General features: G+C 74.4%; 13 protein-coding genes. 4 read left to right on the top strand and 9 right to left on the bottom strand.

Annotation, left to right across the window (positions count from 1 at the left end):
* Positions 1-1,418, top strand: a 1,418-nt coding sequence (locus ACZ7KF_RS38110; RefSeq protein WP_471086084.1) for an alpha/beta fold hydrolase, incomplete at its 5' end; no start/stop codon positions are given.
* 563 nt (positions 1,419-1,981) lie between these two features.
* Here ACZ7KF_RS38110 and sbnB read toward each other — a convergent pair.
* From sbnB to ACZ7KF_RS38080, 6 genes are all read right to left on the bottom strand, one after another.
* On the bottom strand, positions 1,982-2,989 hold the full coding sequence (sbnB, locus tag ACZ7KF_RS38105) for a 2,3-diaminopropionate biosynthesis protein SbnB (protein WP_471086081.1): 1,008 nt from the start codon (positions 2,987-2,989) through the stop codon (positions 1,982-1,984).
* Between the two features lie 38 nt (positions 2,990-3,027).
* Entirely contained in the window at positions 3,028-3,975 is a 948-nt protein-coding gene (sbnA, locus tag ACZ7KF_RS38100; protein ID WP_471086079.1) for a 2,3-diaminopropionate biosynthesis protein SbnA, read from the bottom strand.
* Positions 3,972-5,198: a glutamate synthase-related protein gene (locus tag ACZ7KF_RS38095; RefSeq protein WP_471086075.1), complete on the bottom strand. Its 1,227-nt coding sequence runs from the start codon at positions 5,196-5,198 to the stop codon at positions 3,972-3,974. Before ACZ7KF_RS38095 ends, sbnA begins: the two co-directional genes overlap by 4 nt.
* Positions 5,195-6,208, bottom strand: a complete 1,014-nt coding sequence (locus ACZ7KF_RS38090) for an asparagine synthetase A (protein WP_471086072.1) — start codon at positions 6,206-6,208, stop codon at positions 5,195-5,197. The genes ACZ7KF_RS38095 and ACZ7KF_RS38090 overlap by 4 nt, the downstream gene beginning before the upstream one ends.
* A gap of 85 nt (positions 6,209-6,293) precedes the next feature.
* Positions 6,294-7,577, bottom strand: a complete 1,284-nt coding sequence (locus tag ACZ7KF_RS38085; RefSeq protein ID WP_471086069.1) for a methylaspartate mutase — start codon at positions 7,575-7,577, stop codon at positions 6,294-6,296.
* Positions 7,564-8,034 carry a cobalamin B12-binding domain-containing protein gene (locus ACZ7KF_RS38080; protein WP_471086067.1) on the bottom strand — a complete coding sequence of 157 codons (471 nt, stop codon included), beginning with the start codon at positions 8,032-8,034 and terminating at the stop codon, positions 7,564-7,566. The genes ACZ7KF_RS38085 and ACZ7KF_RS38080 overlap by 14 nt, the downstream gene beginning before the upstream one ends.
* Positions 8,035-8,399: 365 nt before the next feature.
* On the opposite strand from ACZ7KF_RS38080, the gene ACZ7KF_RS38075 reads away from it, so the two are divergent.
* Positions 8,400-17,237 (top strand): non-ribosomal peptide synthetase, encoded by an 8,838-nt coding sequence (locus tag ACZ7KF_RS38075; protein WP_471086065.1) that lies wholly within the window; start codon positions 8,400-8,402, stop codon positions 17,235-17,237.
* Positions 17,238-17,332: 95 nt separating this feature from the next.
* On the opposite strand, the gene ACZ7KF_RS38070 is transcribed toward ACZ7KF_RS38075, so the two are convergent.
* A complete protein-coding gene (locus ACZ7KF_RS38070) occupies positions 17,333-18,328 on the bottom strand; it encodes a LuxR C-terminal-related transcriptional regulator (protein ID WP_471086062.1) in 996 nt (331 codons plus the stop codon).
* Positions 18,329-18,906: 578 nt separating this feature from the next.
* Here ACZ7KF_RS38070 and ACZ7KF_RS38065 point away from each other — a divergent pair.
* Complete coding sequence (locus ACZ7KF_RS38065; RefSeq protein WP_471086059.1) at positions 18,907-19,083, top strand: hypothetical protein; 177 nt, start codon at positions 18,907-18,909, stop codon at positions 19,081-19,083.
* Between the two features lie 78 nt (positions 19,084-19,161).
* On the top strand, positions 19,162-19,368 hold the full coding sequence (locus tag ACZ7KF_RS38060) for a hypothetical protein (protein ID WP_471086056.1): 207 nt from the start codon (positions 19,162-19,164) through the stop codon (positions 19,366-19,368).
* Positions 19,369-19,782: 414 nt separating this feature from the next.
* Here the strand turns inward: ACZ7KF_RS38060 and ACZ7KF_RS38055 are convergent, their stop codons facing one another.
* Positions 19,783-22,698: a helix-turn-helix transcriptional regulator gene (locus ACZ7KF_RS38055; protein WP_471086053.1), complete on the bottom strand. Its 2,916-nt coding sequence runs from the start codon at positions 22,696-22,698 to the stop codon at positions 19,783-19,785.
* A gap of 259 nt (positions 22,699-22,957) precedes the next feature.
* On the bottom strand, positions 22,958-26,137 hold the full coding sequence (locus ACZ7KF_RS38050; protein ID WP_471086050.1) for a type 2 lanthipeptide synthetase LanM family protein: 3,180 nt from the start codon (positions 26,135-26,137) through the stop codon (positions 22,958-22,960).
* Positions 26,138-26,225 lie beyond the last annotated feature (88 nt).

Raw genomic sequence — 26,225 nt, 5'->3', positions numbered from 1 at the left:
AGTTCATCGGCCGGATCGACAACCAGGTCAAGCTGCGTGGCTACCGCATCGAGCTCGGTGAGATCGAGAACGCCCTGATCTCCCACCCGCACATCGACACCAGCGCGGTGACCACGCGCGAGGACACGCCCGGCAACAAGCAGCTCGTCGCCTACGTCGTCCCCACCCCGGGACACCATCCCACGGCCGCCGACCTGCGCACCCACCTGCAGCAACAACTGCCCGACTACATGGTCCCCAGTCTCTACGTCACCCTGGGCCGGCTCCCCCTCACCCCCAACGGAAAGGTCGACACCAAGGCCCTGCCCGCACCCGACCACCACCGACCCGAACTCGCCACCACCTACACCGCACCCCGGAACTCGACCGAGGAGACCATCGCCGGCGTGTGGTCCGACGTCCTCGGCGTCGACACCGTCGGCATCCACGACAACTTCTTCGAACTGGGCGGACAGTCGATCAGCTCGGTGCGGGTGGTGTCCCGGCTGCGGGGGGCCGGTCTGGGCGTCGCCCTCCAGCAGATCGTTCGGCACCCGACGGTGGCCCAGCTGGCGGCCGCGCTGGACGTCCCGCAACCGGCGTCGTCCGGGCTTGTGGTGCTCCTTTCGTCCGTGGCCGATCCCGAGCTGCCCGTACTGTTCTGCGTACACCCGGGTGGCGGCAGCACCCACCCGTACCGGGCGCTCGCACGGAGCCTGGCGGGCACGTACACCGTGTACGGCGTCCAGGCTCCGGGGCTGAACGCGGACGAGGCGCCGCTCGTCGGAATCGAGTCGATCGCGGAGCGGTACTGGCGAGAGATCCGCAGGGTGCAGCCCGTGGGCCCGTGCACGATCCTCGGATGGTCGACGGGCGCCGTGATCGCGCACGCGATGGGCGCGGGAGCCCCGGAGGAGGTGGCCGGTCTGTTCCTGCTGGAGCCGGCGGTGACCGGTGACGACCAGCGGGACCGCTTCCAGCGGCACGCCGAGGTGTACCGCCGGGTGAACGCGTTGTGGCGCCGTGGCCAGGACGAGCACGGCGCCGAACGGAGCGCCACGGAGCGGGAGTTGCGGCGCCTGGCACCGGAGATGAACCTGGACGAGAATCTGGTCACGCTCGACGAGTGGCTGCCCTATGCGGTGCTGGAGGCCGAGGTGCGCTCGCTCGCCGCCTACCGGCCCGGACGCTCGATGGCCAGGGCGACGCTGTTCGTCAGCGACACGGTGCGTGACGGCAGTGGCGACGAGGTGCCGGAAGCCCGGTACATCGCCCACTGGCGCGGGCTGTACCCGGCGGGTCTGGCCCAGCGGGCGATGCCGGGTCGCCACATGGAGATGGTCAGGGGCGACGAACAGCTGGACCTGGTGGTCGCCACGCTGCGGGAAGCCGTGCCTGCGGCCGCCCCCGACCGGCAACGGGAGCTGCTGCCGGCCTGACCGGCAGACTTCGCCGTTACCGGAGCCCACAGCCGACGAGGGGCCCGCCACGAACGTGGCGGGCCCCTCGTGCTGTTCATCGGCCGGGCGTCGTCCCTGAGTGGTGGGGCCGCGGCCCCGGGAGCGCGCCGTCTGGCTCGGCCCCTCCCCGCCCGGCGCCCCCTGCTTCACTCGGCGTCACCGGGTCTCGCCCGGATCGGCCAGGTCGCGGTGCGCGCCGTGCACCCGGGCCCGGAAGGCCGCCGCGGGGATCGGGCCTGTGCTGTCGGCCGGGGCGGCGGGGCTTCGCAGCCGGGGGACTTCGGAGCCTCGGGACTCACGGCCCTGGACCATCTCGGACTCCGCGGCCGGTGACGTCGCAGCCCCGCGCTCTCTCCACCCCCCGTCCCCCCGGCCTCCCCCCGTCCCCTAGCCCCCCGGCCCCCCCGTCCTGCGCCCCCGGGCCTTTCTTCTCCCCTCGCCCTCCGGCGCACGCGGCGACGCCCCGGTCTCGTGCTCCCACCTTGTGTTCGGTGGGAGCACGAGACCGGGGCGTCGGGGGCAGCGGCCGGTGCCGCCCGGCTTCACCAGCGCTTCAGCTCGGGGAAGAAGCCCGGTATCTCGGTGGCCCGGCCGGTGCGCACGGCGGTCCGGTAGATGTGGTAGCCGACGGCCAGGTCGAGGACGCCGAGGCCGAACGGAGAGAACACGGTGGGACGGTCGTGGCCGAGGGTCACGTCGCCGCGCAGCACGTCGGCCAGCGTGCCGTCGATGAAGTCGCGCGTGCCGTACTCCGTCTCCGTCAGATGGGGCGAGGTCTGTGCGGTGAGGCAGTGGTCGATGTCGTCCAGGACGTTGTGACACTTGATCATGACGGTGGGGTGGATGTCGCGCAGGGACAGGTTCAGGATGAGCTGGCCCGGCAGGAGGGTCTGCCCGTCCGCGAGCCAGGGCGCCGGCGCGGTGGTGGCGAGGACGACCAGGTCGGCGGTGGCCAGGGCCGCGTCGATCTGTGACACGGTGCGGGTCTGCCAGCCGTGGGTGTCGGCGGCATAGGCGGCGAAGGTCTGGGCGTACGCGTCGACGTGGTCGTGGACCAGGCATTCGCGGACTTTGGTGCCGCGGGCCGCGAGGAAGTCGGAGACGGTCCGGCCGATGATGCCGGCGCCGACGAAGAGGACCGTTTTCGGGGTGTCGCCGTCGGCGAGAGTCTCCACGGCGAGCGCGGCGGACGCCGCGGTGCGGGCGGCGCTGATGCCGGACGCCTCCAGGCAGGCGAACGGGTAGCCGGTCTCGGCGTCGTTCAGCAGGAGGACGGCGGAGGCACGCGGCAGGTTCTGGCGTACGTTCTGCGGGTAGCTGGCGATCCACTTCAGGCCGGAGACCGGTGTGTCACCGCCGAGGTGGGCGGGCAGGGCGATGATGCGGGCACCGGGATCGTGCGGAAAGCGCAGGAAGTGGCTGTTGGGGTTGACGGTGGCCCCGCGGCTGTGCTGGAGGTAGGTCTCCCGCACGAGGTCCAGGACGTCCGACGGCGCGGAGCCGATGACATCCTGGGCGACGGAGCCGTCGATCACGTGGAAGGTCGACATCGGTGATTGCCTTTCGAGGGCAGGTGGCGCGGGCGGGATCACGTCAGGGCGCCGAAGTTCCGCTCGACCCAGTCGTCGTTGTAGACCGTGCCGAGGTAGCGCTCGCCGAGGTCGGGGGAGATCGCGGCGATGCGGGAGCCGGCCGGGAGGGTGTCGGCCCGGCGGCGGACGGCGGCCAGGACCGAGCCGGTGGAGCCGCCGGTGAGCAGGCCGTGGGTGCGGGCGAGCAGTCGGCACTCGCGCACGGCGTCCTCCTCGGCGACCAGTACGACGTCGTCGGCGAGGCCGGGTTCGAACAGTTCGGGGACGCGGCTGGCGCCCAGTCCGGGGATGCGTCGCGGACCGGGAGCGGCGCCGAGGATGACGGAGCCGAGGGCGTCGACGGCGACGATCCGGGTGTGGGGCGAGAATTCGCGCAGGTACTGCGCGCAGCCGACGAAGGTGCCCGTGGAGCCGACGCCGATGAACAGGTAGTCGAGGTGCTGGACCTCCTTCAGCAGGGTGCGCGCGGTCTGCTCGTAATGGGCGCGCGGGTTGGCCGGGTTGGCGTACTGGTTGAGCCAGACCACGGTCGGGTCCGCTTCGATGTGGCGGCGGATGTGGGCGATGCGTGACTGGAGGAATCCGCCGTTGGCGTCGACGGTGTCGACGACGACCACCTCGGCGCCCAGGGCGCGCATGTGATCGATGCTGGTGGCGTTGGTGTTCGGGTCGACGACGCAGGTGAAGCGGTACCCCTTGGTGGCGCAGATGGAGCTGAGGGCGATGCCGAGGTTGCCGGAGGAGGACTCGATCACACGGGCGCCGGGCGTGAGGACGCCGCGGTGCTCGGCGTCCTCGATGAGGCTCAGCGCGGTCTTCAGTTTGACGGAACCGGCCGGGTTGAGGCCCTCGATCTTCAGGAAGACGTCCGAGCCGGGCACCATCCGGGGCAGCAGGACGAAGAAGTCGTCGGTGACCAGCTCATAGGCGTGCTCGTAGATCATGACCGGGGCTCCCACAGGTCTTCGGGGCCGGTCTCCTCCGCCGCGTAGCGGCCCAGCGCGCTGACGGCCATGCGCAGTTCCAGCGCCATGGCGTCCAGCAGGCGCTCGAGTCCGTGCTCGGGGTCCTCGTCGGCGGCGATCAGGGCGGCGCGGCCGAGACCGACCGCGCGGGCGCCGAGGGCGAGCAGCTTCACGGCGCGGATGCCGTCCCAGACGCGTCCGCTGGCGAGGAGGGTGCGGCCGGCGGGGTCGACACGGCGCAGGCATTCGGCGAGGGGCAGTCCGACGTGGCCGAGGAAGCCGACAGGGGCCCAGCCGGTGCCGCCCTCGGCGCCGTCGACGGCGACGGCGTGCGCGCCGGCGTCCCAGGCGACGGTGGCGGCATGGCCGACGTCGCGGCCCGGGAAGAGCTTCACCCAGCAGCGGGCGCGCGGGTAGTTGTTGCGCATGAGCTGGATCTGCCGGCGGAAGATCTCGTCGGTGAAGGTGCCGGGGCTCGCACAGCGCAGGATCGACGAGGCGCCGGGGCCGAGCCGTTCCACCGCGTACTGCCCGGCGAGGTCGGACGCGACCGCTTCGCTGATCATGGTGAGGCCGCCGAGGCCGGGCTTGGCGCCCTGGCCGACCTTGAGTTCGAAGCCGAGGCGGCCGGAGGCGAGGAGGCCGGTGACGGCGGGGTCGCTGTAGACGTGGTTCCATACCTCGGAGTCGGCGTCCTCGGTGCTCTGCTGGACGCAGATGCCGCCGACACCGTCGGGGAGTTCCTCGCAGTACGCCTGGATGCGTTCCAGCAGGCCCTTGCGGTGGTCGTCGCCGCTGGAGCGGAAGCCGTTCATGGGGGCGACGTTCTCGCCGATGACCATGGGGATGCCGAGGCGTCCGGCCTGGCGGCTGAGAGCGAGGCTGGTGCCGGCGACGCGGGTGGAGCCGAGCGCCGACAGGTAGACCGGCAGCGGGGCGGTGAAGCCGCCGAGGTCGGTGTCCAGGCGGACGTCCGAGTAGAGGGGTTCGCGGCCGAGGTCGATGAGTGCGGCGAGGCGGCCCGGCATGAAGACGGGCGGGACCAGGCGCAGCGCGTCGATCTCGTCGCCGGCGGGCTCGGGGGCGGCGCCGAAGACGGCGGTGCCGTAGCTGCCCAGGGGCGGGAAGACGGCGGCGGCGCCGTCGCGGGCCCGGGCGCGGACGGTGTCCTCGGGCAGGCCGGGTGCGGTCAGCTCGTTCACGGCGACACGACCCCCGCGATCTTCGGGAAGGCGGTGGTCCGCCAGGCGGAGTCCAGGCCGGTGACCCAGCGGGTCAGGCGCTCCAGGCCGATGCCGAAGCCTGCGCTGCTGGGGATGCCGTGCCGGGCGACGTCGAGGTACCAGGCGTACTTGGAGGGGTTCTCGCCGGTCTCACGCATCCGGGTGACCAGGGCGGCGTAGTCGTATTCGCGTTCACTGCCGCTGCAGAGTTCGCCGCAGCCCTCGGGGGCGATGAGGTCGAAGTTGAGCAGGGTGCCGGGCTCGGCGGGGCTCTCCTTGTCGTAGAAGCCGCGGGAGCCCTTGGGGTAGCCGACGATGAAGAACGGGGCGTCCGCCTGGCGGGAGATGCGCTCCTCGGCCTCCCACTCGATCTCGGTGCCGGCGGCCTGCGGATAGCCGTCACGGCGCAGGCCGTCGACGACCTCGCCGTGCGGGACGCGGGCGAACGGCCGGGCCACGTAGCGGCGCAGGGCGTCGGGGTCGCGGCCGAGGACGGCGAGGTCGTCGCCGCACTCGTCGACGGCGGTGGTGACGGCGTGGCGGACCAGCTGCTCGGCGACGGCCATGGCGTCGTCGCGGGTGGCGCCCGCGTACTCGACGTCGATCTGCCGGAACTCGGCGAGATGGCGGTGGGTGCTGCTGGTCTCGATGGGTTCGAGGCGGACGTTGGGGGCGACGAGGAAGATGCGGTCGAAGGCCAGCAGCGATGCCTGCTTGTAGAGGATCGCGCTGGTCATCAGCTTGTAGCGGTGGCCGTAGTAGTCGACGTCGACCTGCTTGGCGCCGCGCGAGCCCGGGTCGGTGACGGGGCCGATGACCGGGTGGGCCATCTCCACGGCGCCGTCGGAGCGCAGGAAGGCGCGGGCACCGGCCACGAGTGCCTGCTGGACGCGCAGGGCCGCGCGGGTACGCGGGTCGCGCAGGTGCTCCAGCGGCGAGGGCAGCGCGAGGGCCTCGGGCGCCGGCGGGAGATCCATCTGGAGAGTCATGTTCGTCGTGTCCTGTCCTGTCGATACCGGGTGGGAGTGACCGGCCACCGGTCGCGGAGGGGGTCCGGGGCGGCGGCCGCTCGGGTCAGCTCGCCCTGCCGAGGAGGGCGGCGGGGGCGTCGTAGCGGTTCTTGACGTGGTTGAGCGCGTGCAGCAGTCCGGACGAGGTCAGCCGCCGGGACGGCGTTGCGGCGGTGGGCCGGCCGAGCGGGAGCGATCCGGTGCGGGACCACTCCAGCCGGCCGCGGTCGGAGATGAAGCTGCGGGTGCGCCCCGCGTTGTCGGGGTGCAGGCAGAAGGGGACGTCGAGGTAGCCGTGCGCGAAGGCACGGATCAGGGCCTGGCCGGGATCGTCGTGCAGGTGCAGGACGGCCTCGACGAGGGAGCGGGCCTCCGCCTCGACGCCGGTGGACGGCGGCGGAGGGGCCGGCCGCGCGGTGCGGGCGGCGGCTGCGGCGGTCTCCAGCGCGGTGACGTTCTCCTCGACGGAGGGGATGCGGGCCGACTCCGCCGGAGTCTTGACGATGAGACGGGTGGCCCCGGTGCGCACGGCGAGCCGGGCGGCGTCCGCGACCAGCCGCAGCGCACCGGCCCGGGTCTCCGGGTAGACACCCATGTACGCGTAGACGACCACGTGCCAGGAGGTGTCCGGGAGGTGCTCGGCGGCCAGGGCGCGCAGTGCGTGGACGGCCTCCTCGTCCTGTTCGGGGCTGATCTGCTGGGCGTAGCTGAGGGAGACGCTGCGCAGGCCGTGCCGGCGGAAGAACGCGGCTTCCAGGACGGAGAGGGCGACGAGCAGGGAAGGCGGGCACAGCTGGCCCAGCATGCAGCCGCCGAAGGTCTCCAGGTGCGGTTCGGTGCCGGTCTCACGCAGGGCGGCGAGGCTGCGGCACGCTTCGGCCCAGGCACGGACCGAGGTGGCCAGCGGGGTGCGGCCGTAGGGCAGGCAGTAGGAGACGGGACCGCCCTCGGTGGCGTCGAGCCCGGCGGCGATGAGGGCTTCGACGATCCGGCCGGGCCGTGCGGAGCCGTGCCGCACCTGCACGGGGAAGGCGGGTCCGTGGACGCCGTCGAGGAGACCGGTGGTGGTCTCGCGGTCCATGCTGACCAGCGGATAGCCGTTGAGGTGGTGGCCCTGGGCGACGGCGCGGGCGGCGGCGGCGTAGTCGCCGACGCGGGTGAAGCTGTCCAGGGTGAGGGTGCCGACGGTGGTGGCGTCGGCGGCCCGGGTGGCGATCAGGCCCGAACGCATCCGGGCGGGGTCGGCGAAGCCCATACGGGGCTGCACGACGAGGGTGCCCGTGCGGGCGGCGTCGGCCATGAAACGGTGGAAGGCGCCGGCGGCGGGGGAGGCTTCAGCGGACGGCATCGGCGTGGGACCTTCCGTGCCGGTGCTCGGGCAGGGCGTCCAGCAGGGCGAGCAGGCCGGAGACGGCGTTCGCGCCGGTCAGGACGGCGTCGAAGCCGGCGTCGAGGAGCGAGGCGTGGACGTCCGGGGCGGTGGTGCCCGAGGTGTCCAGCTTCCCTCCGACGACGAGCGGCACCTCGGCCAGTGCGGGCACGGCGCGCACCGCCCGGGCCAGGCCCGGTGCCTCTTCGGCGCCGTGTCCGTTGACCGTGCTGACGACGATGAGGTCGGGCGTGCGGGCCGTGGCCTCCTCGACCAGGACGTCGACCGGGACGCACGCGCCGAGATTGGTGACCTCCAAGCCCTGTTCCTCGAGCAGCAGTTGCAGGAAGAGCAGGTTCCAGGTGTGTGAGTCCGAGGCGATGGTGGTCAGGACCGCGTGGCGCGGGCTGTCCGGGGGCTGGTGATGCGGGTACACCGGCTTTTCCTCTCGACACCGTGATGGGGCCGCGACCGCTGCGATCGGGCCGGGTGCCCGTGAAGGCGCCCTCGGTCGGGGCGTCCGGGCTGTCCACTAGTGACGCCGTCCATGGTGGCCAGCGGTGATCGCGGGCGGCACTGGGCAGTTGTGACCACCCCGCGGGGAGTCATTTGTGCCCACTGGGGGCGCCCGCCCGCGCGCCCTAGCGTGCTTCTCGCGGACGTTCTGCCGGGGTCGTGGTCTTGCCGGCGGCGCGGCTCCCGGCCTGCTCGGAGGTGCCCCGCCCCACCCCTCACCGCGCGTCGTACGACGTGCCGCCCGTGAACCGCTTGTACCGATGTCCTGACGATGGGGAGTGAACGGTGGCTGATCACCAGCTGGGGGAGTGGCGGCACGAGTCGGCGGGCCTGGAACCGCTGGAACTGCCGTCGGACCGCCGGCCGTCGGAAGACGGCCCGGGCCCCGTGGACCGCGTCCTGTTCGACGTGCCCGCCCGGACCGCCGACGCGCTGGCCGCGCTGGCCGGCGACGGCGGCGTGGAGCTGCCCGCGGTCCTGCTGACGGTGTTCCACACGCTGCTGAGCCGGTACGCCGGCCGGGGCGACGTCCCGGTGGCGGTGCCGGCGGACGCCCCGGACGCGGCGATCGTGGTGCGGGGCGCAGCCGGCGACCCGACGTTCACCGAGGCCGTGGCGCAGGTCGCGCGGGGCCTGGCGGACGCCACCGGCCGGGGGCCGGTGCCGCTCGCGGCGCCGGCGGACGCGATGGCGTGGTTCGCGTGGCGCACGGCGGTCCGGGAGGCCGCCGTGTTCCCGCGGGCCGCGCACGTCACCCTGGAGGTCGTCGCGGACGGTGGCGGGCTGAGCGGTGTCCTCGGCTACCGGACCGATCTGTTCGAGCGGGCCACGGCGGAGCGGATGGCGGGGCACTTCGCGACACTCGCGTGCTCCGCCGGCGACACTCCCGGGGAGCCGCTCAGCGCGCTGGAGATGCTGACGGAGCCGGAGCGGCACCGGATCCTCATCGAGTGGAACGGGCCGCGGTCCGCGTTCCCGGACACCGCCACCGTGCACCGGCTGGTGGAGGAGCGGGCCGCTCTCCAGCCCGGTGCGGTGGCCCTGGAGCACGGCGGCCGGCAGCTGACCTACCGGGAGCTGGACGAGCGGGCCGAGGGGCTGGCACGGTACCTGGCGGAGCGGGGCGTCGGCCCCGGCGCGCTGGTCGCGGTGTGCCTGGACCACGGCCCGGACCTGGTGTGCGCGCTGCTCGGCGTGCTCAAGTCCGGTGCCGCCTACGTGCCGTTGGACCCGGCCTACCCGTCCGAGCGGCTCCGGTACATGGTCGAGGACAGCGACGCCCCGGTGGTGGTGACGCAGTCCGCGCACGCGGACCTGTTCGCGCCGGGCACCGCGCTGCTGCTGGCCGACCGGGAGTGGCCGGCCGGCACCGGCACCGCCCCGGCCGTCGCCGCGGGCCCCGACGACGTGGCGTACGTCATCTACACCTCGGGTTCCACGGGTCGCCCCAAGGGGGTGCGGGTCGCGCACCGTGGCGTCGTCAACTACCTGCACTGGTGCGACCGGAACTACCCTCCGGCACCCGGCGCGCGGATAGGTTCGCTGCTGTGCTCGTCGGCGGCGTTCGACCTGACGGTGACCGCGCTGTTCCTGCCGCTGGTGCAGGGGCTGTGCCTGGTCGTGCCGCGGCCGGAACCGGGCCGCTCGGTGTTCGACGCGGCCGTGGACATCGTCGCGACCGGGGTCCCGATCAGCTTTCTGAAGGCGACGCCCTCGCACCTGGAACTGCTGACCGCCCGGCTGGAGCAGGACGGCGTCCGGCACGGCATCGTCACGGTGGTCGCCGGCGGCGAGGACCTGACACCGGCGCTGGCACACCGGGTGCTGGCCCTGGGCGGCGGGGACACGGCGATCGTCAACGAGTACGGGCCGACCGAGGCGACCGTCGGCAACGTGGTCAGCCGGTCCGTGACGGTGGACCCGGCGGCGGACCACGTCCCGATGGGCCGGGCGATCGACAACACCGAGGTGTACGTGGTCGGGGCGCACGGTGAGGTCCAGCCGGTCGGAGTCCCCGGTGAGCTGCTCATCGGCGGCGTCAACGTGGCCCTCGGCTACCTGGGCCGGCCGGAGCTGACGGCACGGCGGTTCGTGCCGCACCCCTTCTCGGCCGATCCCGAGGCCCGCGTGTACCGCACCGGCGACCTGGTGAAGTGGCTGCCGGACGGGCGCCTGGTCTACCTGGGCCGCATGGACGACCAGGTCAAGCTGCGCGGACACCGGGTGGAACTCGGAGAGATCGAGAACGCCCTGCTGTCCCGGCCGGACGTCGCGGCGGCCACGGTCGTGGTCCGCGAGGACGTCCCCGGTGACAAACGGCTGGTGGCCTACCTGGTGCCGGCCGGCGGCGCGGCCGTGGCCGTGGCCGGGCTGCGCGCGGCCCTGGCGCGGGAGCTGCCCGCGCACATGGTGCCCGCCCGGTACGTCGTACTGGAGCGGCTGCCGCTCACCCCGAACGGCAAGGTGGACCGGCGGGCCCTGCCCGCACCCGAGAGCCACCGCCCCGACGTCTCCGCCGCGTTCACCGCGCCGCGCACGCCCACGGAGCGGGCGATCGCCGGCATCTGGACCGAGCTGCTGGGCGTCGACGCGGTCGGCGCGGACGACGACTTCTTCGAACTGGGCGGGCACTCCCTGCTGGCCGCCCGGGTCGCCTCCCGGCTGCGCCGGGACCTCGGCGTGGACGTGCCGCACCGCACGCTGTTCGACGCGCCGACGCCGGCGCTGCTGGCGGCTGCCGTGGACACGCTGGGGCCGGGCACGTCCGCCGCGATCCCGCGCGCGGACCGGTCGGCGGGACCCCTGCCGCTGTCCTTCGCGCAGCAACGCCTCTGGTTCCTGGACCAGTTGGCGCCGGGCCGGGCCGAGTACGCGATCCCGGTGGGACTGCGGCTGGAGGGGGACTTCGCGCCGGAGGCGTTCGGCGCCGCGCTGACGGCGCTGATCTCCCGGCACGAGATCCTGCGGACCCGGTTCGTCGCGGACGGCACGGGACGCCCGTTCCAGGTCGTCGACGCCGTCCGGGAGGTGGCCGTGGACGTCCACGACGCCCGCCGGCTCGGGGCCGCCGCCGCGCGGGAGATCCTGCGCGAGGCGGCGGGACGGCCGTTCGACCTGGCGGCCGGGCCGCTGCTGCGCGCGGTGGCGGTCCGGGTGGCCGACGCGGAGTGGCTGCTGCTGCTCGCGGTGCACCACATCGTCTCCGACGGCTGGTCGGAAGGCATCCTGGCGCGGGAGCTGGGCGAGCTGTACGGCGCGGCGGTGGCCGGCCGGCCGGACACCCTGGCCCCCCTCGGCCTGCAGTACGCGGACTTCGCGAGCTGGCAGCGCCAGGCGCTGGACGGTCCGGCGCTGGCGGGGCAGTCCGCGTACTGGCGGGAGCGGCTCGCCGGAGTGCGGCCGCTGGAACTGCCGGCCGACCACCGGCGGCCGGCCGAGCGGTCGGGCCGGGGCGGCACGGTCTCCTTCTCGGTGCCCGCCGACGTGGCCGGAGCGGCCCGGCGGCTGGCGGCGGGGCAGGGGGCGAGCCTGTTCATGTCCCTGCTGGCGGTGTTCCAGCTGCTGATGGCGAAGTACAGCGGCCAGGAGGACATCGCGGTCGGCAGCCCGATCGCCGGCCGCAACCGCGCCGAGACCGAGGACCTGATCGGTTTCTTCGTCAACACCCTCGTCCTGCGCACCGACCTCTCCGGCGACCCCGCCTTCACCGAACTCCTGGACCGGGTCAAGGACACCGCCCTGGGCGCCTACGACCACCAGGACCTGCCCTTCGAACGCCTCGTGGAGGAACTCGCCCCCGACCGCGACCTGTCCCGCACCCCGCTGTTCCAGACGATGTTCGTGCTCCAGAACACCCCGGACGGCCACGCCTGGCGCCTGCCCGGAACGGCGGTGGAGCCGTTCGCGGTCCGTGCGGAGGAGGCCAAGTTCGACCTGACCCTGTTCCTCACCGAGCGGCCCGACGGCTCGCTCGACGGCGACCTGGTCTACGCCCTCGACCTGTTCGCACCGGACACGGCCGAGCGGCTGGCCGGCCACTTCACCACGCTGCTGCGCGCGGCGGTCACCGGACCGGAGCGCCGGCTGTCGGAACTGGAGGCGCTGGCCGGTGCCGAGCGGCGCCGGGTGCTGGCCGACTGGAGCGGGACGGGGCTCGCCGCGGACACCGGGGCCGAAGCCGGCGCCGGGGCGACGGTGCACCGGCTCGTCGAGGAGTGCGCCGCCCTGCGGCCGGACACCACGGCGGTGCTCTCGGCCGACGGGGACCTGACCTACCGGGAGCTGAACGCGCGGGCCAACCGGCTCGCCCGGCACCTGCGCTCCCGAGGAGCCGGTCCCGGTACCGCGGTCGCCGTGTGCCTGGAGCGCGGCCCCGAGCAGATCACCGCACTGCTCGCGGTCCTCAAGTCCGGCGCCGCCTACGTGCCGCTGGACCCCGAACACCCGTCCGACCGGCTCGCCCACATGGTCGCGGACGCGCGGGCCGCGCTCGTCGTCACCGACGGCGCCGGGGCCGCACGGCTGCCCGAGGAACCGGGCCGGTTCCGCACCGACCGGGACTGGCCGTCCCTCGCGGACCTGCCGGCGCACGACCCGGAACCCGCGGCGGCCCCCGGCGACCTGGCGTACGTGATCTACACCAGCGGATCCACCGGCCGGCCCAAGGGCGTCGAGATCGAGCACCGCAGCCTGGCCGGCCTGGTCCGCTGGACGGCCGACACCTTCGGCGCGGCCCCGGGACGGCGTGTCGCGCTGCTGGCGGGGGTCGGGTTCGACGCGGCGGCCTGGGAGCTGTGGCCCGCGCTGGCGACCGGTGCCACCGTGTGCGTACCCGACGACACCGTGCGGCTGACGCCGGCGCTCCTCCAGCGCTGGCTGACCGAGCGGCGTGTCACGGGCACCTTCGTCTCGACACCGATGCTGGAGGCACTGGCGGCCCTCGACTGGTCGGAGCCGACCTCCCTCGAGTACGTGCTGACCGGTGGTGACGCACTGCGCCTGCCGGCCGGACTGCGCCTGCCCTTCCGCGTCGTCAACAACTACGGACCGACCGAGTCGACGGTGGTGACGACCTCGGCCGAAGTCGTCCCCGGCACGGCCGTACCACCGATCGGCCGGCCGGTGCCCGGCACCTTCGTGTACGTCGTGGACCGGCACGGCCGGCCGGTGCCGACCGGAGTGCCGGGCGAACTCCTCGTCGGCGGGACCGGACTCGCGCGCGGGTACCGGGGCCAGGCGGGCCAGACGGCCGAGCGGTTCGTGACCGTCCACGTCGACGGCACGCCGCGCCGGGTCTACCGCACCGGGGACCGGGTGCGCTGGCTGGCCGACGGGCAACTGGAGTTCCTGGGGCGGCTGGACGAGCAGGTGAAGCTGCGCGGACACCGCATCGAGCCCGGTGAGATCGAGGCGGTGCTGCTGGCCGGCCCCGACGTCGCCGCGGCCACCGTCGTCGTCCGCGAGGACGCCCCCGGCGACAGGCGCCTGGTCGCCTACGTCGTCCCGGCGGCGGGCGGCACGCTGTCGAGCGAGGCCCTGCGCGGGCGGCTGCGCCGCGAACTGCCCGACGTCATGGTGCCCTCCGCGTTCGTGGCGCTGGAGCGGCTGCCGCTCACCCCGAACGGGAAGGTGGACCGGCGGGCGCTGCCCGCGCCGCGGCCCCGCGCGTCCACGGCCGGCGGTCCGGCCCCTCGTACCCCGGTCGAGCGCGCGATCGCGGCGGCCTGGTCCCAGGTGCTGGGCACCGAGGTCACCGGCGTGGACGACAACTTCTTCGAGCTCGGCGGCCACTCCCTGCTCGCCACCCAGGTGACGTCACGGCTGCGGGACGCGCTCGGGGTGGAGGTGCCGGTGCGGGCCCTGTTCGCGGCACCCACCGTCGCCGGACTGGCCGCGGCCGTGGCGGAGCCCGCGGCGGACGGGACGGCCGGCGCCGGACGGATCACGCCGGCCGACCGGACCGGCGGGCCGCTGCCGCTGAGCTACGCCCAGCAGCGGCTGTGGTTCCTCGACCAACTGGAGCCCGGACGCGCGGAGTACGCCGTGCCCTTCGCACTGCGCGTCAACGGTGCGCTGGACACCGCTGCCCTCGACGCGGCGCTGACCCGCATGCTGGCGCGGCACGAGATCCTGCGGACGCGGTTCGTCGCCGACGACAACGGCGAGCCGGCGCAGGTCGTCGATCCACCGGCACCGGTGCGCACGGCCGTCCACGACCTGCGGCACATCGCCGATCCCGAGGAGCGGCGGGAGGCGGCACGGAACTTCGCCCGAGCGGAGGCCGCCCGCCCGTTCGACCTGGCGGCGGGACCGCTGCTGCGCGCGCACCTGGTGCGGCTGGCCGACGAGGAGGCGCACCTGCTGCTGACGGTGCACCACATCGCCTGCGACGGCTGGTCGGAACCGCTCATGGCGCGCGAACTGCGGGAAGGCTATCGCGCGGCGACGACCGGCACCCAGCCGGAGGACACGGAACTGCCCGTGCAGTACGCGGACTTCTCCGTCTGGCAGCGACAGAGGCTCACCGACGAGGTGCTGGAGAGGCAGCTGGCGTACTGGCGGGAGCGGCTCGCCGGTGTGGAACCGCTGGAACTGCCGACCGACCACCGCCGTGCGGCGGGACGGCCCGGCGGCGACACCGTGACGTTCGAGGTGAGCGCGGCGGTGGCCGCCGGGCTGCGGAAGGCGGCCAGGAGTGGCTCCGCGAGCCTGTACATGGTGCTGCTGGCGGCCTTCCAGGTGTTGCTGGCCAAGTACGGCCGCCAGGACGACGTGACCGTCGGCAGCCCGATCGCCGGCCGCAACCGCGCCGAGACCGAGGACCTGATCGGCTTCTTCGTCAACACCCTCGTCCTGCGCACCGACCTTTCCGGCGACCCCGCCTTCACCGAACTCCTCGACCGGGTCAAGGACACCGCCCTCGGCGCCTACGACCACCAGGACCTCCCCTTCGAACGCCTCGTGGAGGAACTCGCCCCCGACCGCGACCCGTCCCGCAACCCCCTGTTCCAGACGATGTTCGTGCTCCAGAACACCCCGGACGAGCACGGCTGGAGCCTTCCGGGACTGGACGTGGAGCCGTTCACGGTCACGCTGCCGGACGCCAAGTTCGACCTCACCCTGATGATGTCCGAGGCCGCGGACGGCGGTCTGCGCGGCGCCCTGGAGTACCGGACGGACCTCTTCGAACGGGAGACCGTCGCCCGGCTGGCCGGCCACCTGGGCACCGTGCTCGAGACGGTGGCCCACGAGCCCGCGGTACGGATGTCCCGGCTCTGCCTGCTCACCCCCGAGGAGCGGCGGCGGACGGTGGTCGAGTGGAACGACACCGCCACCGCCTTCCCGGACACCGCCACGCTGCACGGCCTGTTCGAGGAGCGGGCGGCGCTGCAGCCGGACACGGTGGCCATCGAGGGGCCCCGGGGCACGCTGACCTACGGCGAGCTGAACGCGCGCGCCAACCGGATCGCCCACCACCTGCGCACCCGGTACGGAGTGCGGCCGGACATGCCGGTCGCGGTGTGCCTGGAGCGCGGCCCGGATCTGGTGACGGCCGTACTCGGCGTCCTGAAGGCGGGGGCGCCGTACGTGCCGCTGGACCCGGACTATCCGGCCGAACGCCTGGCGTACATGGTCCAGGACACCGCGACCCCGGTCGTCCTCACCGGCACCGCGCACACCGGCCGGCTGCCCGCGGACACACCGCTGCTGCTGCTCGACCAGGACACCGCGACGCTGGCCGGCGAGCCGGACACCGACCCCCGGCCGGTCACCGCATCCCACCACCTGGCCTACCTGATCTACACCAGCGGATCCACCGGCCGCCCCAAGGGCGTGCAGGTCGAACACCGCAGCGTGGTCAACCTGGTGCACTGGACGGCGCGGGAGTACGGGCTGGAGCCCGGGCAGCGGATCGCGCTGCTGGCCGGGATCGGCTTCGACGCGGCGGCGTGGGAGCTGTGGCTCGGCCTGACCCGGGGCGCGACCTGCTGCGTCACCACCGAGACCGTCAGGCTGACCCCGCACCTGCTGCGGGACTGGCTGTGCGAGCAGCGCGTGCACGCCACGTTCCTGTCCACGCCGATGCTGGAGGCCCTGGTGGCGCTGCCGTGGGCGGCGGACAGCACCCTCGACTACGTGCTGACCGGCGGTGACCGGCTGCGGATGCCGGCACAGGCCCGGCTGCCGTTCCGCGTGATCAACAATTACGGCCCCACCGAGACCACGATCATCGTCACCTCGACGGTGGTCGAACCCGGCGACCCGGTCCCGCCGATCGGCCGGCCCATCCCCAACGTCCTGGCGTTCGTGGTGGACCAGCACGGCCGGCCGGTGCCGGTCGGGGTGCCCGGCGAACTCCTCATCGGCGGGGCACCGGTGGCCCGCGACTACCGGGGCAGGCCGGAACTGACCGAGGAGAGGTTCACCGCGTACGAGGCCGAAGGGGTGAGCACCCGGGTCTACCGCACCGGGGACCTGGTGCGGTGGCGGGCGGACGGACAGCTGGAGTTCCTGCGGCGGATCGACAACCAGGTGAAGATCCGCGGCAACCGAATCGAGCTGGGCGAGATCGAGACCACTTTGCTGACCCATCCCGGCATCGGCGAGGTCAGTGTGATCGTCCGCGAGGACACGCCCGGCGACAAGCGGCTCGTGGCGTATCTCGTGGCCACCGGCGCGGACACGCCGAGCACCGCGGAACTCCACGCCCACCTGGGGCGGTTCCTGCCCGACTACATGATCCCGGCGGCGTTCCTCACGCTGGAACGGCTCCCGCTGACCGCCAACGGCAAGGTGGACCGGGCGGCCCTGCCGGCGCCGGACCACCAGCGGCCGGATCTGGGGACGGAGTACACGGCGCCGCGCAACGCCGTCGAGCGGACCGTCACCGTCGTGTGGCAGGAGCTGCTGGGCATCGAGCGCGTCGGCGTGCACGACGACTTCTTCCAACTGGGCGGGCATTCGCTGCTCGCCACGCAGGTCGCCTCTCGGCTGCGCAAAGCGCTGCGGGTCGACGTGCCGGTGCGGGCCGTGTTCGACTCGCCCACCCCGGCGCGACTCGCCCAGGGCATCGCCGACCTGATGATGGCGGCGATCACGGCGCAGTTCTCGCCGACCGGGTGACGGCGCCCGGTGCCACGCCGTGAAGGGGCCGGACCTCGTGGTCGTCGAGGTCCGGCCCCTTCACGGTGCGCCGCTCACGCCGGGTGCGGGACGGTTCAGGCCACGTCCTCGGCGCGGATGCCGCCGCTGGCGAGCGCGAGGGCGCCGAGTTGAAACCGGCTCTGGGCACCGAACCGGTCGGTCAGCTTCTCCGAGAGCCGGCGCACCGTGCGCAGTGAGACGTCCATCCTGCGGGCCGCCGCCGCGTCCGTGAGCCCTTGCGCCCACAGCTGGAGCACATGCTGCTCCTGGAGGGAGAGGTTGCCGCGGGTGCGGGGGCGCGCCTGCGCGAGCGGCAGGGCTTCCTTCCACAGCCGGGCGAACAGGGTCGCGAAGGCTTCCGTGACCGACTCGACGCCGCACGCCATCGCGCCGACCACGCTGCGGCCGCCGATGACCGGCACGACGACATGCCTCCGGTCGGAAAGGATCATCCACACCGGCAGCGACGGCAGGGTGCGGACCGTGCCGCCGCACTCCTCGGTCCGGCGCAGGCGCTCCGTCGCCCCGGGGTCGTTGCGGACGCTTTCCAGCACGATGGCGCGTGCGGGAGTGCCGCGTCGCCGCAGTATCTCGTCCACCGGGCGGCCCGCGTCGAGGACCGCCGCGTCCAGCCGCTCGGCCGGTCCGACGGTCAGCCATTCGTTCGCGCACTCTTCGGCGAGAGAGGTGATGTGCCGCCATACGGCGTCCGCGCCGGCCAGCCACTCGACGTCCGGAACGCTCTCCCCACCGCGCCGCCCGCGCTCCGACAGCAGCCGCGTCACCTCCAGCCGGCTGCCCTCCACCTGGAGGCGGTGGCGGGCCAGTTCGTCCTGCTGCCGGGCGAGCATCGCGGCCAGCCCGACCTCCGGATCGACCGGACGCCAGCCGCTCGCGGAGTCGCCCGGAACGACGAGCAGCAGGGCGGACAGCCGCTCCAGCCCGTTCCGGACCGATTCCTCGGTCTCCCTCAGATACTCGGCCAGCTCGGCCACCTCCGCGCCGGGCCGGTCGACCATCGCGATGTACACACTCCGCGCAACGGAGTCGATACCCAGAGAGGTCCGCATGTCGTCCACTCCTGTATGTCTTGTCGTACGGCACCTGTTGGCTGCGGGACACCGGTCGTCATCGGCCCGAGGGCGCTCGCTCGGGCCACGACCGCGGTCCGCCGGCCGGACACCAGTAGAGCGGGAGCCGCCGCGACGGCGGATGCGGGCCGATCACCCAAGTTCTTCCTGACCACCCGCGCGTGGGGCGGGCGAGGGCCCCGCCACGGGCGACGCCCGCTCGCGGACGCGCCGGTCCCCGGCGCGGAGGCCCCCTGCGCCCGGAGGGCGGGCCGGACCCCACCGTGCACGGTGGCGCGCGCGCCGGGTCGGGCAGGCCCCCATATACCCGCGGGTCCGAGCGCCCGCCCGTACACCCCTCGGCCACGCCGCACCCGGCCCCGTCTCCAGCCGCAGTTACGTCGCCGGCCTGCGCGTTTCATCCGGTCAGCCGGAACGGTCCGACCCGTCGTCGCCCGGCGCCGCGCGTTCCGCGGCCCCCGGCCCCCCATCGGTCAGGGGCGCCGGACATGGGCTGCCGGAGAATATGGGGGACAGTTCCCCATGCGGGCCCCCACCACATCTGTGACCTTGTTCTCGTGACCGAATCAGCCGCACCGGCGACTCATCCCAGCGCGAACCCCCCGGCCCCCGCCCGGCGGGCCGCCACGAACCTCCAGGCCGGGACCGGCCGCGACCCGCTCCGCACCGGCGTCCCCGTCCCGACCGCGCCGATCACCGAACTGCGCTGTACCGGACTGGCCTTCGCACGCTGAGAGTCACCGGGCGGACCTCCCGACGCCGCCTCGCTCACCTTCCCCGCACCCGCCCTCACAGACACGAGGTTTCTCACCATGGCCGAGCTGCGCCGCAATGACTCCTCCGTTCCCGCCGACCTGCCCGCCCGTCCGGCCGACGACACGGACGCCGCCGGCGGCATCACCCTGTCGGGCCGCAACCGCGCCTGCGCCCGAGCCCGCGTCCTGGCGGGCATGGTCCTCACCAGCGGTCTCGTCATCACCCTGACCTCGATCGACACCTCGGTCTCGGCCCCGCACTGAGCGCCCGCCCCTCCGTCGGGCGCCGAAGGCAGCCGGCCCGGCCGCACCCCGTCCCCACCGACACCGGGAGGCGCATCCCGCCGGACCGGCGGGCACGAGTCGGCGCTGGGGGCCGGGCCGCCCCGGCCGACCGGGCACGGCCCCTCCTGGACGCGGTGCGGCCGGCACGCACAGGGCTGCCACCCCGTGCCGCACCGGGTGCCGGACCGACACGGACGGCCGCCTCCCACTCGCCGGGCCGGCCCGGAAGTCCTAGGGCCTCTCGTTTGGATCATGCCGGGCTCGCGGGGTCTGGTGCCGCGCCTCGCCGCGTTGTCGTCGGTTGCCATGGCTCCGCCATGGCGCCCTCCTCCGACTTGCGATGCACGGCACCAGACCCCGCTCCCTGATCCGGCCTGATCCGAACGAAAGACCCTAGGCGTCCCGCAGGGCGGCCGACCGGGCGCACAGGTCCGCGCGGTTCACCGCCCCCGTCTTCGTGACCAGGCTCGCGATGTGCTTCTCCGCCGTGCGCGGTGAGATGAACAGCCGATCGGCGATGTCCTTGTTGCTCAGTCGCTCCGCCAGCAACCGGAACACCTCGAACTCCCGCACCGTGACGCCTTGGGCGCGCAGCCGGTCGGGAATACCGCTGGTGCCGGTGCGGTGCTGGTGCACGGAGGCGCCGAGCCGGCGCAGCCCGGCCCGGCAGGCGCCCGTGACGGCCTGGACGTCCCGCTCGTGGAAGTAGTGCTCCGCCCGCCGCAGCCAGCCCACCGGATCACCCCAGCCGTCCTGGTGCGCCGCGTCCGCGATCAGCCGCAGCCCGAGATGCTGGGCCAGCGGGTACGGCTCGGCCACCGCCAGCGCGGCCTCCATCGTGGCCGCCGCCCGCTCAGCGGCGTTCTCGCGGCCCAGCAGGACGGCCTCGGTGAGCAGCACGAACTGACGGTTCCAGCGCATCCGGGCGACGGCGGTGGCGGTGATCTCCTCGAGCCGGGCCCGGTCCGCGTCCCCGGCGAGCACGTCCAGCAGCAGGACCAGGCCGTGGGTGCCGCCGAGATGGTAGGTGGAGGGGTTGCCCGCCTCCAGAGCCAGCACCTGCCGCAGCTCCTCCCGGGCGAGGCCGCGGTCCTCCTCCAGCAGAGCGCAGAAGGCCCGGGCCAGACCGCGGCCGAGCGCTTCCTCCTGCGAACCGGCACCGTCCCACTCGGCGAAAGCCGCCAGCGACCGCTCCATCGCCGCCCGATCGGCGTGGTGGGCCGCCAGGACGGCCTGGGCCATCAGGACGTACCGCACGACGGGCGCGAGACGCAGCCGTCGTACGACGGCCATGCACTCGTCGGCGGCCGACCGGGCGGCGTCGTAGCGACCGCTCAGCACCGCGTCCAGGACGAGGATGCCGTCCACGGTGTGGACGATGTTCACCGAGCCGAGCCGCAGCGCCTCCTCGCGGGCAGCCAGCAGGCCCGTGGTGTCGCCGTCCTCCAGCCACGCGTTGCCGCCGAGCCGGGTGGCGGCGTACATGCGTTGCAGCGGGAGACGGTGGCGCTCCGCCGTGGCCAGTGCCTGCCCGAGCATCGCCGCCGACTCCTCGGGGTCCCGCTCGCGGGCCACCGTCGCGAGGAGTTCCCAGGCCTGGCAGGCGACGACGGGCAGACCGTGCCGTTCGGCGGTGTCGGCGGCGGACCGGGCCAGTTTCTCCGCGTGCTGGGTGCGGTCGGGCCCCGGCGTGTCGAGGGCCAGGTAGGCGGCCGTGACGTCGACGGCCGCGGCGGCCGACTCGTCCGGAGCCGCGGCCAGCACCTCACGGGCGCGGGCTATCTGCCGGTTGCCGTCGCTCCACCGGCCCGCCGTGTGGGCGACCTTGGCCAGCCGGGTGTGCAGCGTGGCCAGGCGGACGGGGCTCAACCCCGAGCCGTCCAGCGCGTGCAGGTCCTCGGCCAGGTCGAGGGCGCGGGCGAAGTCACCGGCCTCCGCGAGGGCCGGCAGCAGGTTCTCCAGCACCATGGCCCGCGCTTGCGGATCGCCCGCGTCGGCCAGCAGGCTCTCGGACCGGCTCAGCAGGGTGACGGCGGAGCCGAGCGCCCCGGCCGCCAGCGCCCGCCCGCCCGCGTCCGCGAACAGCAGGCCGGCGTCCACCTTGTCGCCCGCCGTGCTGCGCAGCCCGGCCGCGAGCGGGCACCAGTCACCGGCCAGGTCCGGGTGCAGCTCCTCGACGGCCTCCGCGCCCCGCCGGGCCAGGTCCGCGCGCAGGCCCGGGGTCATCTGCGTGAACAGGGCCTCCACGGTGAGCGAGTGACGGAAGGAGTACCAGTCCGGCGCGGGTTCGTCGGGAACCACCAGCCGCGCGGCCACCCCGGCGTGCAGATGGCTGAGCAGGGCCCGGTCGTCGACTCCGGTCATGCGCTGCAGAACTGTGAGCGGGAAGCGCCGTCCGAGCACGGCGGCGGCCGACAGCAGGGTCAGGCCCTGTGCGCCGAGTCGGTCGATGCGCCGCAGAATGCCACGCGCCAGCGACGAGGAGACGTCGCTGCGCAGGTCGCCGACGGCCTGCCAGCCCTCCGGCCCCTGCACCAGGGTGCCGGACCCGATCATCGACTGGAGTAATTCCTCGACCAGGTACGGGCTTCCCGAACTGTCCTCCCACAGCCGCTCCAGCACCGCCGCGGGCACCTGCTCCGGGCTGTCGGCGCCGAGTTGTGCCGCGATCATCTCGTGCGCCTGGGGCCGGGTCAGCGGCGGCAGTTCCACCAGGGTGGCGGCGCCGCGCCGGCGGGCGGACTGCGCGAGGTCGAGGGCGTCGCTGAAATCCGTCCGCACCGTGGCGAGCAGCAGGACGGGCGAGTACTCCAGGTTGTCCACCAGGTATTCGAGAACGCCGAGCGTTTCCGGGTCGGCGTCGTGCAGGTCCTCCAGCAGCAGCAACTGGCCCTGCCCGCGCCCGGCGGCGATGAGCAGGCGCAGCACGGCCTCGCCCAGGATCACCGTGGAACTGCTGTCCCGTTCCCCGGTGTCCCAGTCCGGGATCAGCCGCCCGAGGACCGGCCGGTAAGGGCCGAGCGCCAGGTCGTCCATGGGTTCGCCACCGCGGAACAGCGACATCAGGGCTTCGGTGAGCGGCCGGAACGGCGCGGCCGGTCCCGTCGTGCTGCTGCGGCCCCGCAGCACCCGCATTCCGGCGCCCAGGGCCCCGCCGACGGCCTCCGCGGCGACCCGCGACTTGCCGACCCCCGCCTCTCCCACCAGGAACACGACACCGCCGCGACCCTGGCGCGCGTCGGCCAGGGCACGTTCGAGCAGGGCCATTTGGGAGTCCCGCCCGAACAGAGAAGGCGTATGGGAACGCATGAGCGCAAATAGTAATCGGACATCGCGGCCCGCGGCAGGTCGCGCGGCCGGGGGCCGGCTCCCCCACCGCCGCGGCCGCCGTGCGCAGGCCCTCGCCGGCACGTCCGCGAGGACCGGGCCGGTGCCACCGTGTCGGCGGGAGGGAGGGGCCGAGCGTGCTGCGCGTGGTGACGACGCCGCTGGTGAGCACCATGGCGGCCCGTGCACGGGCCCCGTCGGGGCCCGCGAGCGTGGTACGAGGGAGCGGGCACGTGATCGGTCAGTGACCGGGCTCTTCCGGGAGCAGCAGGGACGGCACGGTTTCGGGGCGGGCGAGCCGGAGGAGACCGTAGCCGATGCCGGACAGTCCCGTCAGCAGCCCGGGGGAGGGGACGTGGTCGGGAGTGGCGCAACGGTGGCTCTGCGCCTCGACGAGCGCGAGCACCTGTCCGGAAGCTCGGGACAGCGCCCCGGCGGCCACCGTGTCGCCCCGCCCGGCGAGCAGGGCCAGCGCCTCCAGCGTGCCGAGCGTGCCCTGTCCGAGACTCAGGTCGGGGCGCACCTCGGCGTCGGCCAGGAAGGGCGTCAGCGCGCCGGCGGCGTCCAGGGGCGCGGCGGCGGCCACGCCGGCGAGCCCGGAGACCCAGGAGAGGTCCGCGGGCGCGGTCCGTGCCGTGCGGACCGCGGCACGCAGCAGGACGTCGGCGACGCCCGCGTGCGCGGCGCCGCGCTCCGGGCGACAGCCGGCGTAGCGCCGCAGGGCCCAGCCGATACCGGCCGCGCCGTCCGCGAACCCGGGTTCGCCGCCGACACCCGCAACACCCGCAACACCCGCAACGCCCGAGACGCCCGCAGCGCCCGCGACGCCCGCGGGCGGGCCCGGCCGGTCCGGTCCGCGCACCGTCGCCAGCAACAGGTCCGCCACCGCGTCGGCCAGCCGCAGGGCCTCAGGGACCCCGGTCGCCTCGTGCGCGGCGACGGCAGCGGTCAGCGCCCCGGCCGCGCCACCGGCCAGCCCCGGGTCGGAGCAGGCGGCGACGGCGTGCCCGAGCGCGGTGAGCGCGTCCGGCAGACAGCCCGTCACCTCCTCGCCGAGCAGTGCCGGCAGCCTGACGAGCGCGTGGACGATGCCGGCGAGCCCGGCGTAGGCGCCGGGGCCGGCCGCCGCGCTCAGTTCCGGATCGGCGGCCAGCGCCTTCATCAGGGCGGGCAGCGGCCGGACCGCCTCCCGGGCCAGCGCGGCATAGCGCCCGGCCCCGGTCAGCGCGTCCACCTGGGCCAGGAACAGCGCCACCCCGCAGTACCCCTGCCCCAGCCCGGCACCCATCGGCAGCACGGCCCAGTGCGGACCCGACACCTGCTCCAGGCCCAGCCAGTTGGTCCGGCCGCCGCCGCGTGTCGCGCGTGCGGCGATCTCGTCGGCGATGCCGCACGCGGCGGCCAGCAGCCGCGAGGTGTCCGGCACGACCGCCGGGAGCGGGGCGGGGGCGAGTTCGGAACGCCGCGCCAGGGGCGAGCCGTTGCCACGCGCCGCCAGCGTGGCCGAGATGATCCACTCCTGGTCGTGGCAGTCGACCTCGTCCATCCGGGCCAGCTTCTCACCCACCGCGGCCAGGGCGGCCACGGGCAGTACGTCCGGCAACCAGGTGCCATCGGCCGTCCGGACCCCTGTACCGGACGGCCGATGCACGAACAGGGGGACGTCACCGCGCCACAGCTCCGCGGTCTCGTGCTCGACCAGGCGCCGGCGCGCCTCGTCGTGCTCGGACTCGGTCCACAGCACCGCGAACACGCCCTCCCGAGCGAGGGCGTCGCCGAGCAGTGAAGGGTGGGCGGACTCCTCCAGCAGCGTGGCGTACAGGCGGGTGGAACGCGCGATGAGCCGCGCGGAGCTGTCCGCGTGCTCCGCCAGTGGCCCGCCCGGGGCGAGCAGTTCACGACCGTGCGCGGCCAGCGCCGCGTAGCCCGTGCGGAATCCCTCCAGCAGGGCCGCCCGGTGGTCGGCCCCTTCCAGGGGCACCCCCGCGGGCAGCGGCTGGTTCTGCGCGGCCGGGCTGAGCACCGGCCCCCGCACGGCCCGCATCGTGTCCGTGCCGCTGTCCTCCCAGTGCAGGCCCTCGCTGGGGAAGGTGCCCTCGGCGTTCCGGCCCAGCGCGGAGATGTCCAGCGCGCCTGCCTCGCCGATCAGCAGGTGGGGCAGCAGACAGGTGCGGTGCACGGAGGCGTGCAGGGCGTCCGCGGCCGGATCGGCGCCGGCCGTCATGGCCTGCGGAAGTCCGGTGTGCAGCAGGGTCTCCGCGTCCACCAGGACCGGCTGGTCGCCACAGGCGATGACGTTCTCGTAGTGCATGTCGGCGCCGTCCACCGCGTACAGCAGGGCCAGCAGCGCCCCCTGGTGCCGGTAGAAGGCGTCGGCCTCGGTGACCGACCGGCACCAGCGGTGCTCCACGAACTCCAGCCAGCCGTACCCCGGCCGGCGCACACTGCGCGGCGTGCGCAGCGCCAGGCCGGGCACCTTGGCGCCGAGCCAGTCCGCCAGGTCGTCCAGCAGGGCGTGCTGCTCGAGCGGCCGGGGCTTGTACACAAGCCGGTCGCCGCCGGCGAAACGCAGGATCGCGACCGCCCGGTTGCCCTGGTGGGCGTCGCCCAGACCGAGGTCCACCCCGGCGAGCGCACCGGGCCCGTGCCCGTCGAGGAGCCCGGCGACCAGGTGCTCCCGGTCGGCCTGGAACCGCGTCACCAGCTCCGCCGCGGCGTCCGCCGCGTCCAGCGCGGTCTGCGCGAGCATCCGGGCCAGCACCGGGTAGGCCGCGAAGAGGGCGGACAGGCCGCGCCGGCTGCCGGTGGCGGCGACGAACCAGGCGAACCGCTCACGCGGGCCCTCTCCGGCGAGCCGCCGGGCGCGCCGGGCCTGGGACAGCTCGTGGACCAGGGTCCGGGCGGCCTGCCGGGTCAGCTGCTCGGTCAGCCGCCGTTCGAACGCGTCCCGCCACACGACCCGTTCGGCCGTGGGAACGTCCGCCGTGCGGCGGGCGAGCCGCTCTGCGGCCGGGATGACGAGCGGCCGCACGACGGCGGCGAAGACCCCGGGACCCACGCCGTCCGCGGTCGGCTCGTCCAGGCTCTCGGGGGCGGCGGCCAGTGCCGCCTCGGCGTAGTCGGCCCAGCGGGGCTTGGCCGCGCGGGCGGCGAGGCGCTCGGCGGTTTCCGAGGCGAGGGCCGCCGCGGTCGCCCCGTCCACCCCCAGGTGGGCCAGCCGCAGGGCGAAGCCCTCGCCGTCCCCGAGGTCCCATGGAGCGCGCCCGGCGGCGGGACCGGCGGACGCCGCCGGGAGTCCGGGCGCGGCGAGCCGCTCCGCGAGGGTCAGTGCCGGGGCCCACCAGGTGAGCGGCAGGCGGGCGCTGAGCGGAGTCGGGAGGCTGGCGATCCGGGGAGCCGGGAGCTTGGCGGTCTCAGTCACGAGGAAGAAGGTGTCAGACCTCCGCGACCCCCACATGGGGAAGTGACCCCCATATTCCTGCGCGCCCGCCCCACCGGTGGGGCGCGGC

This window comes from Streptomyces sp. NPDC038200 (assembly GCF_055600785.1).
The sequence above is the reverse complement of the archived record's forward strand: the minus strand, read 5'-3'. Positions and strand labels throughout refer to the sequence as shown.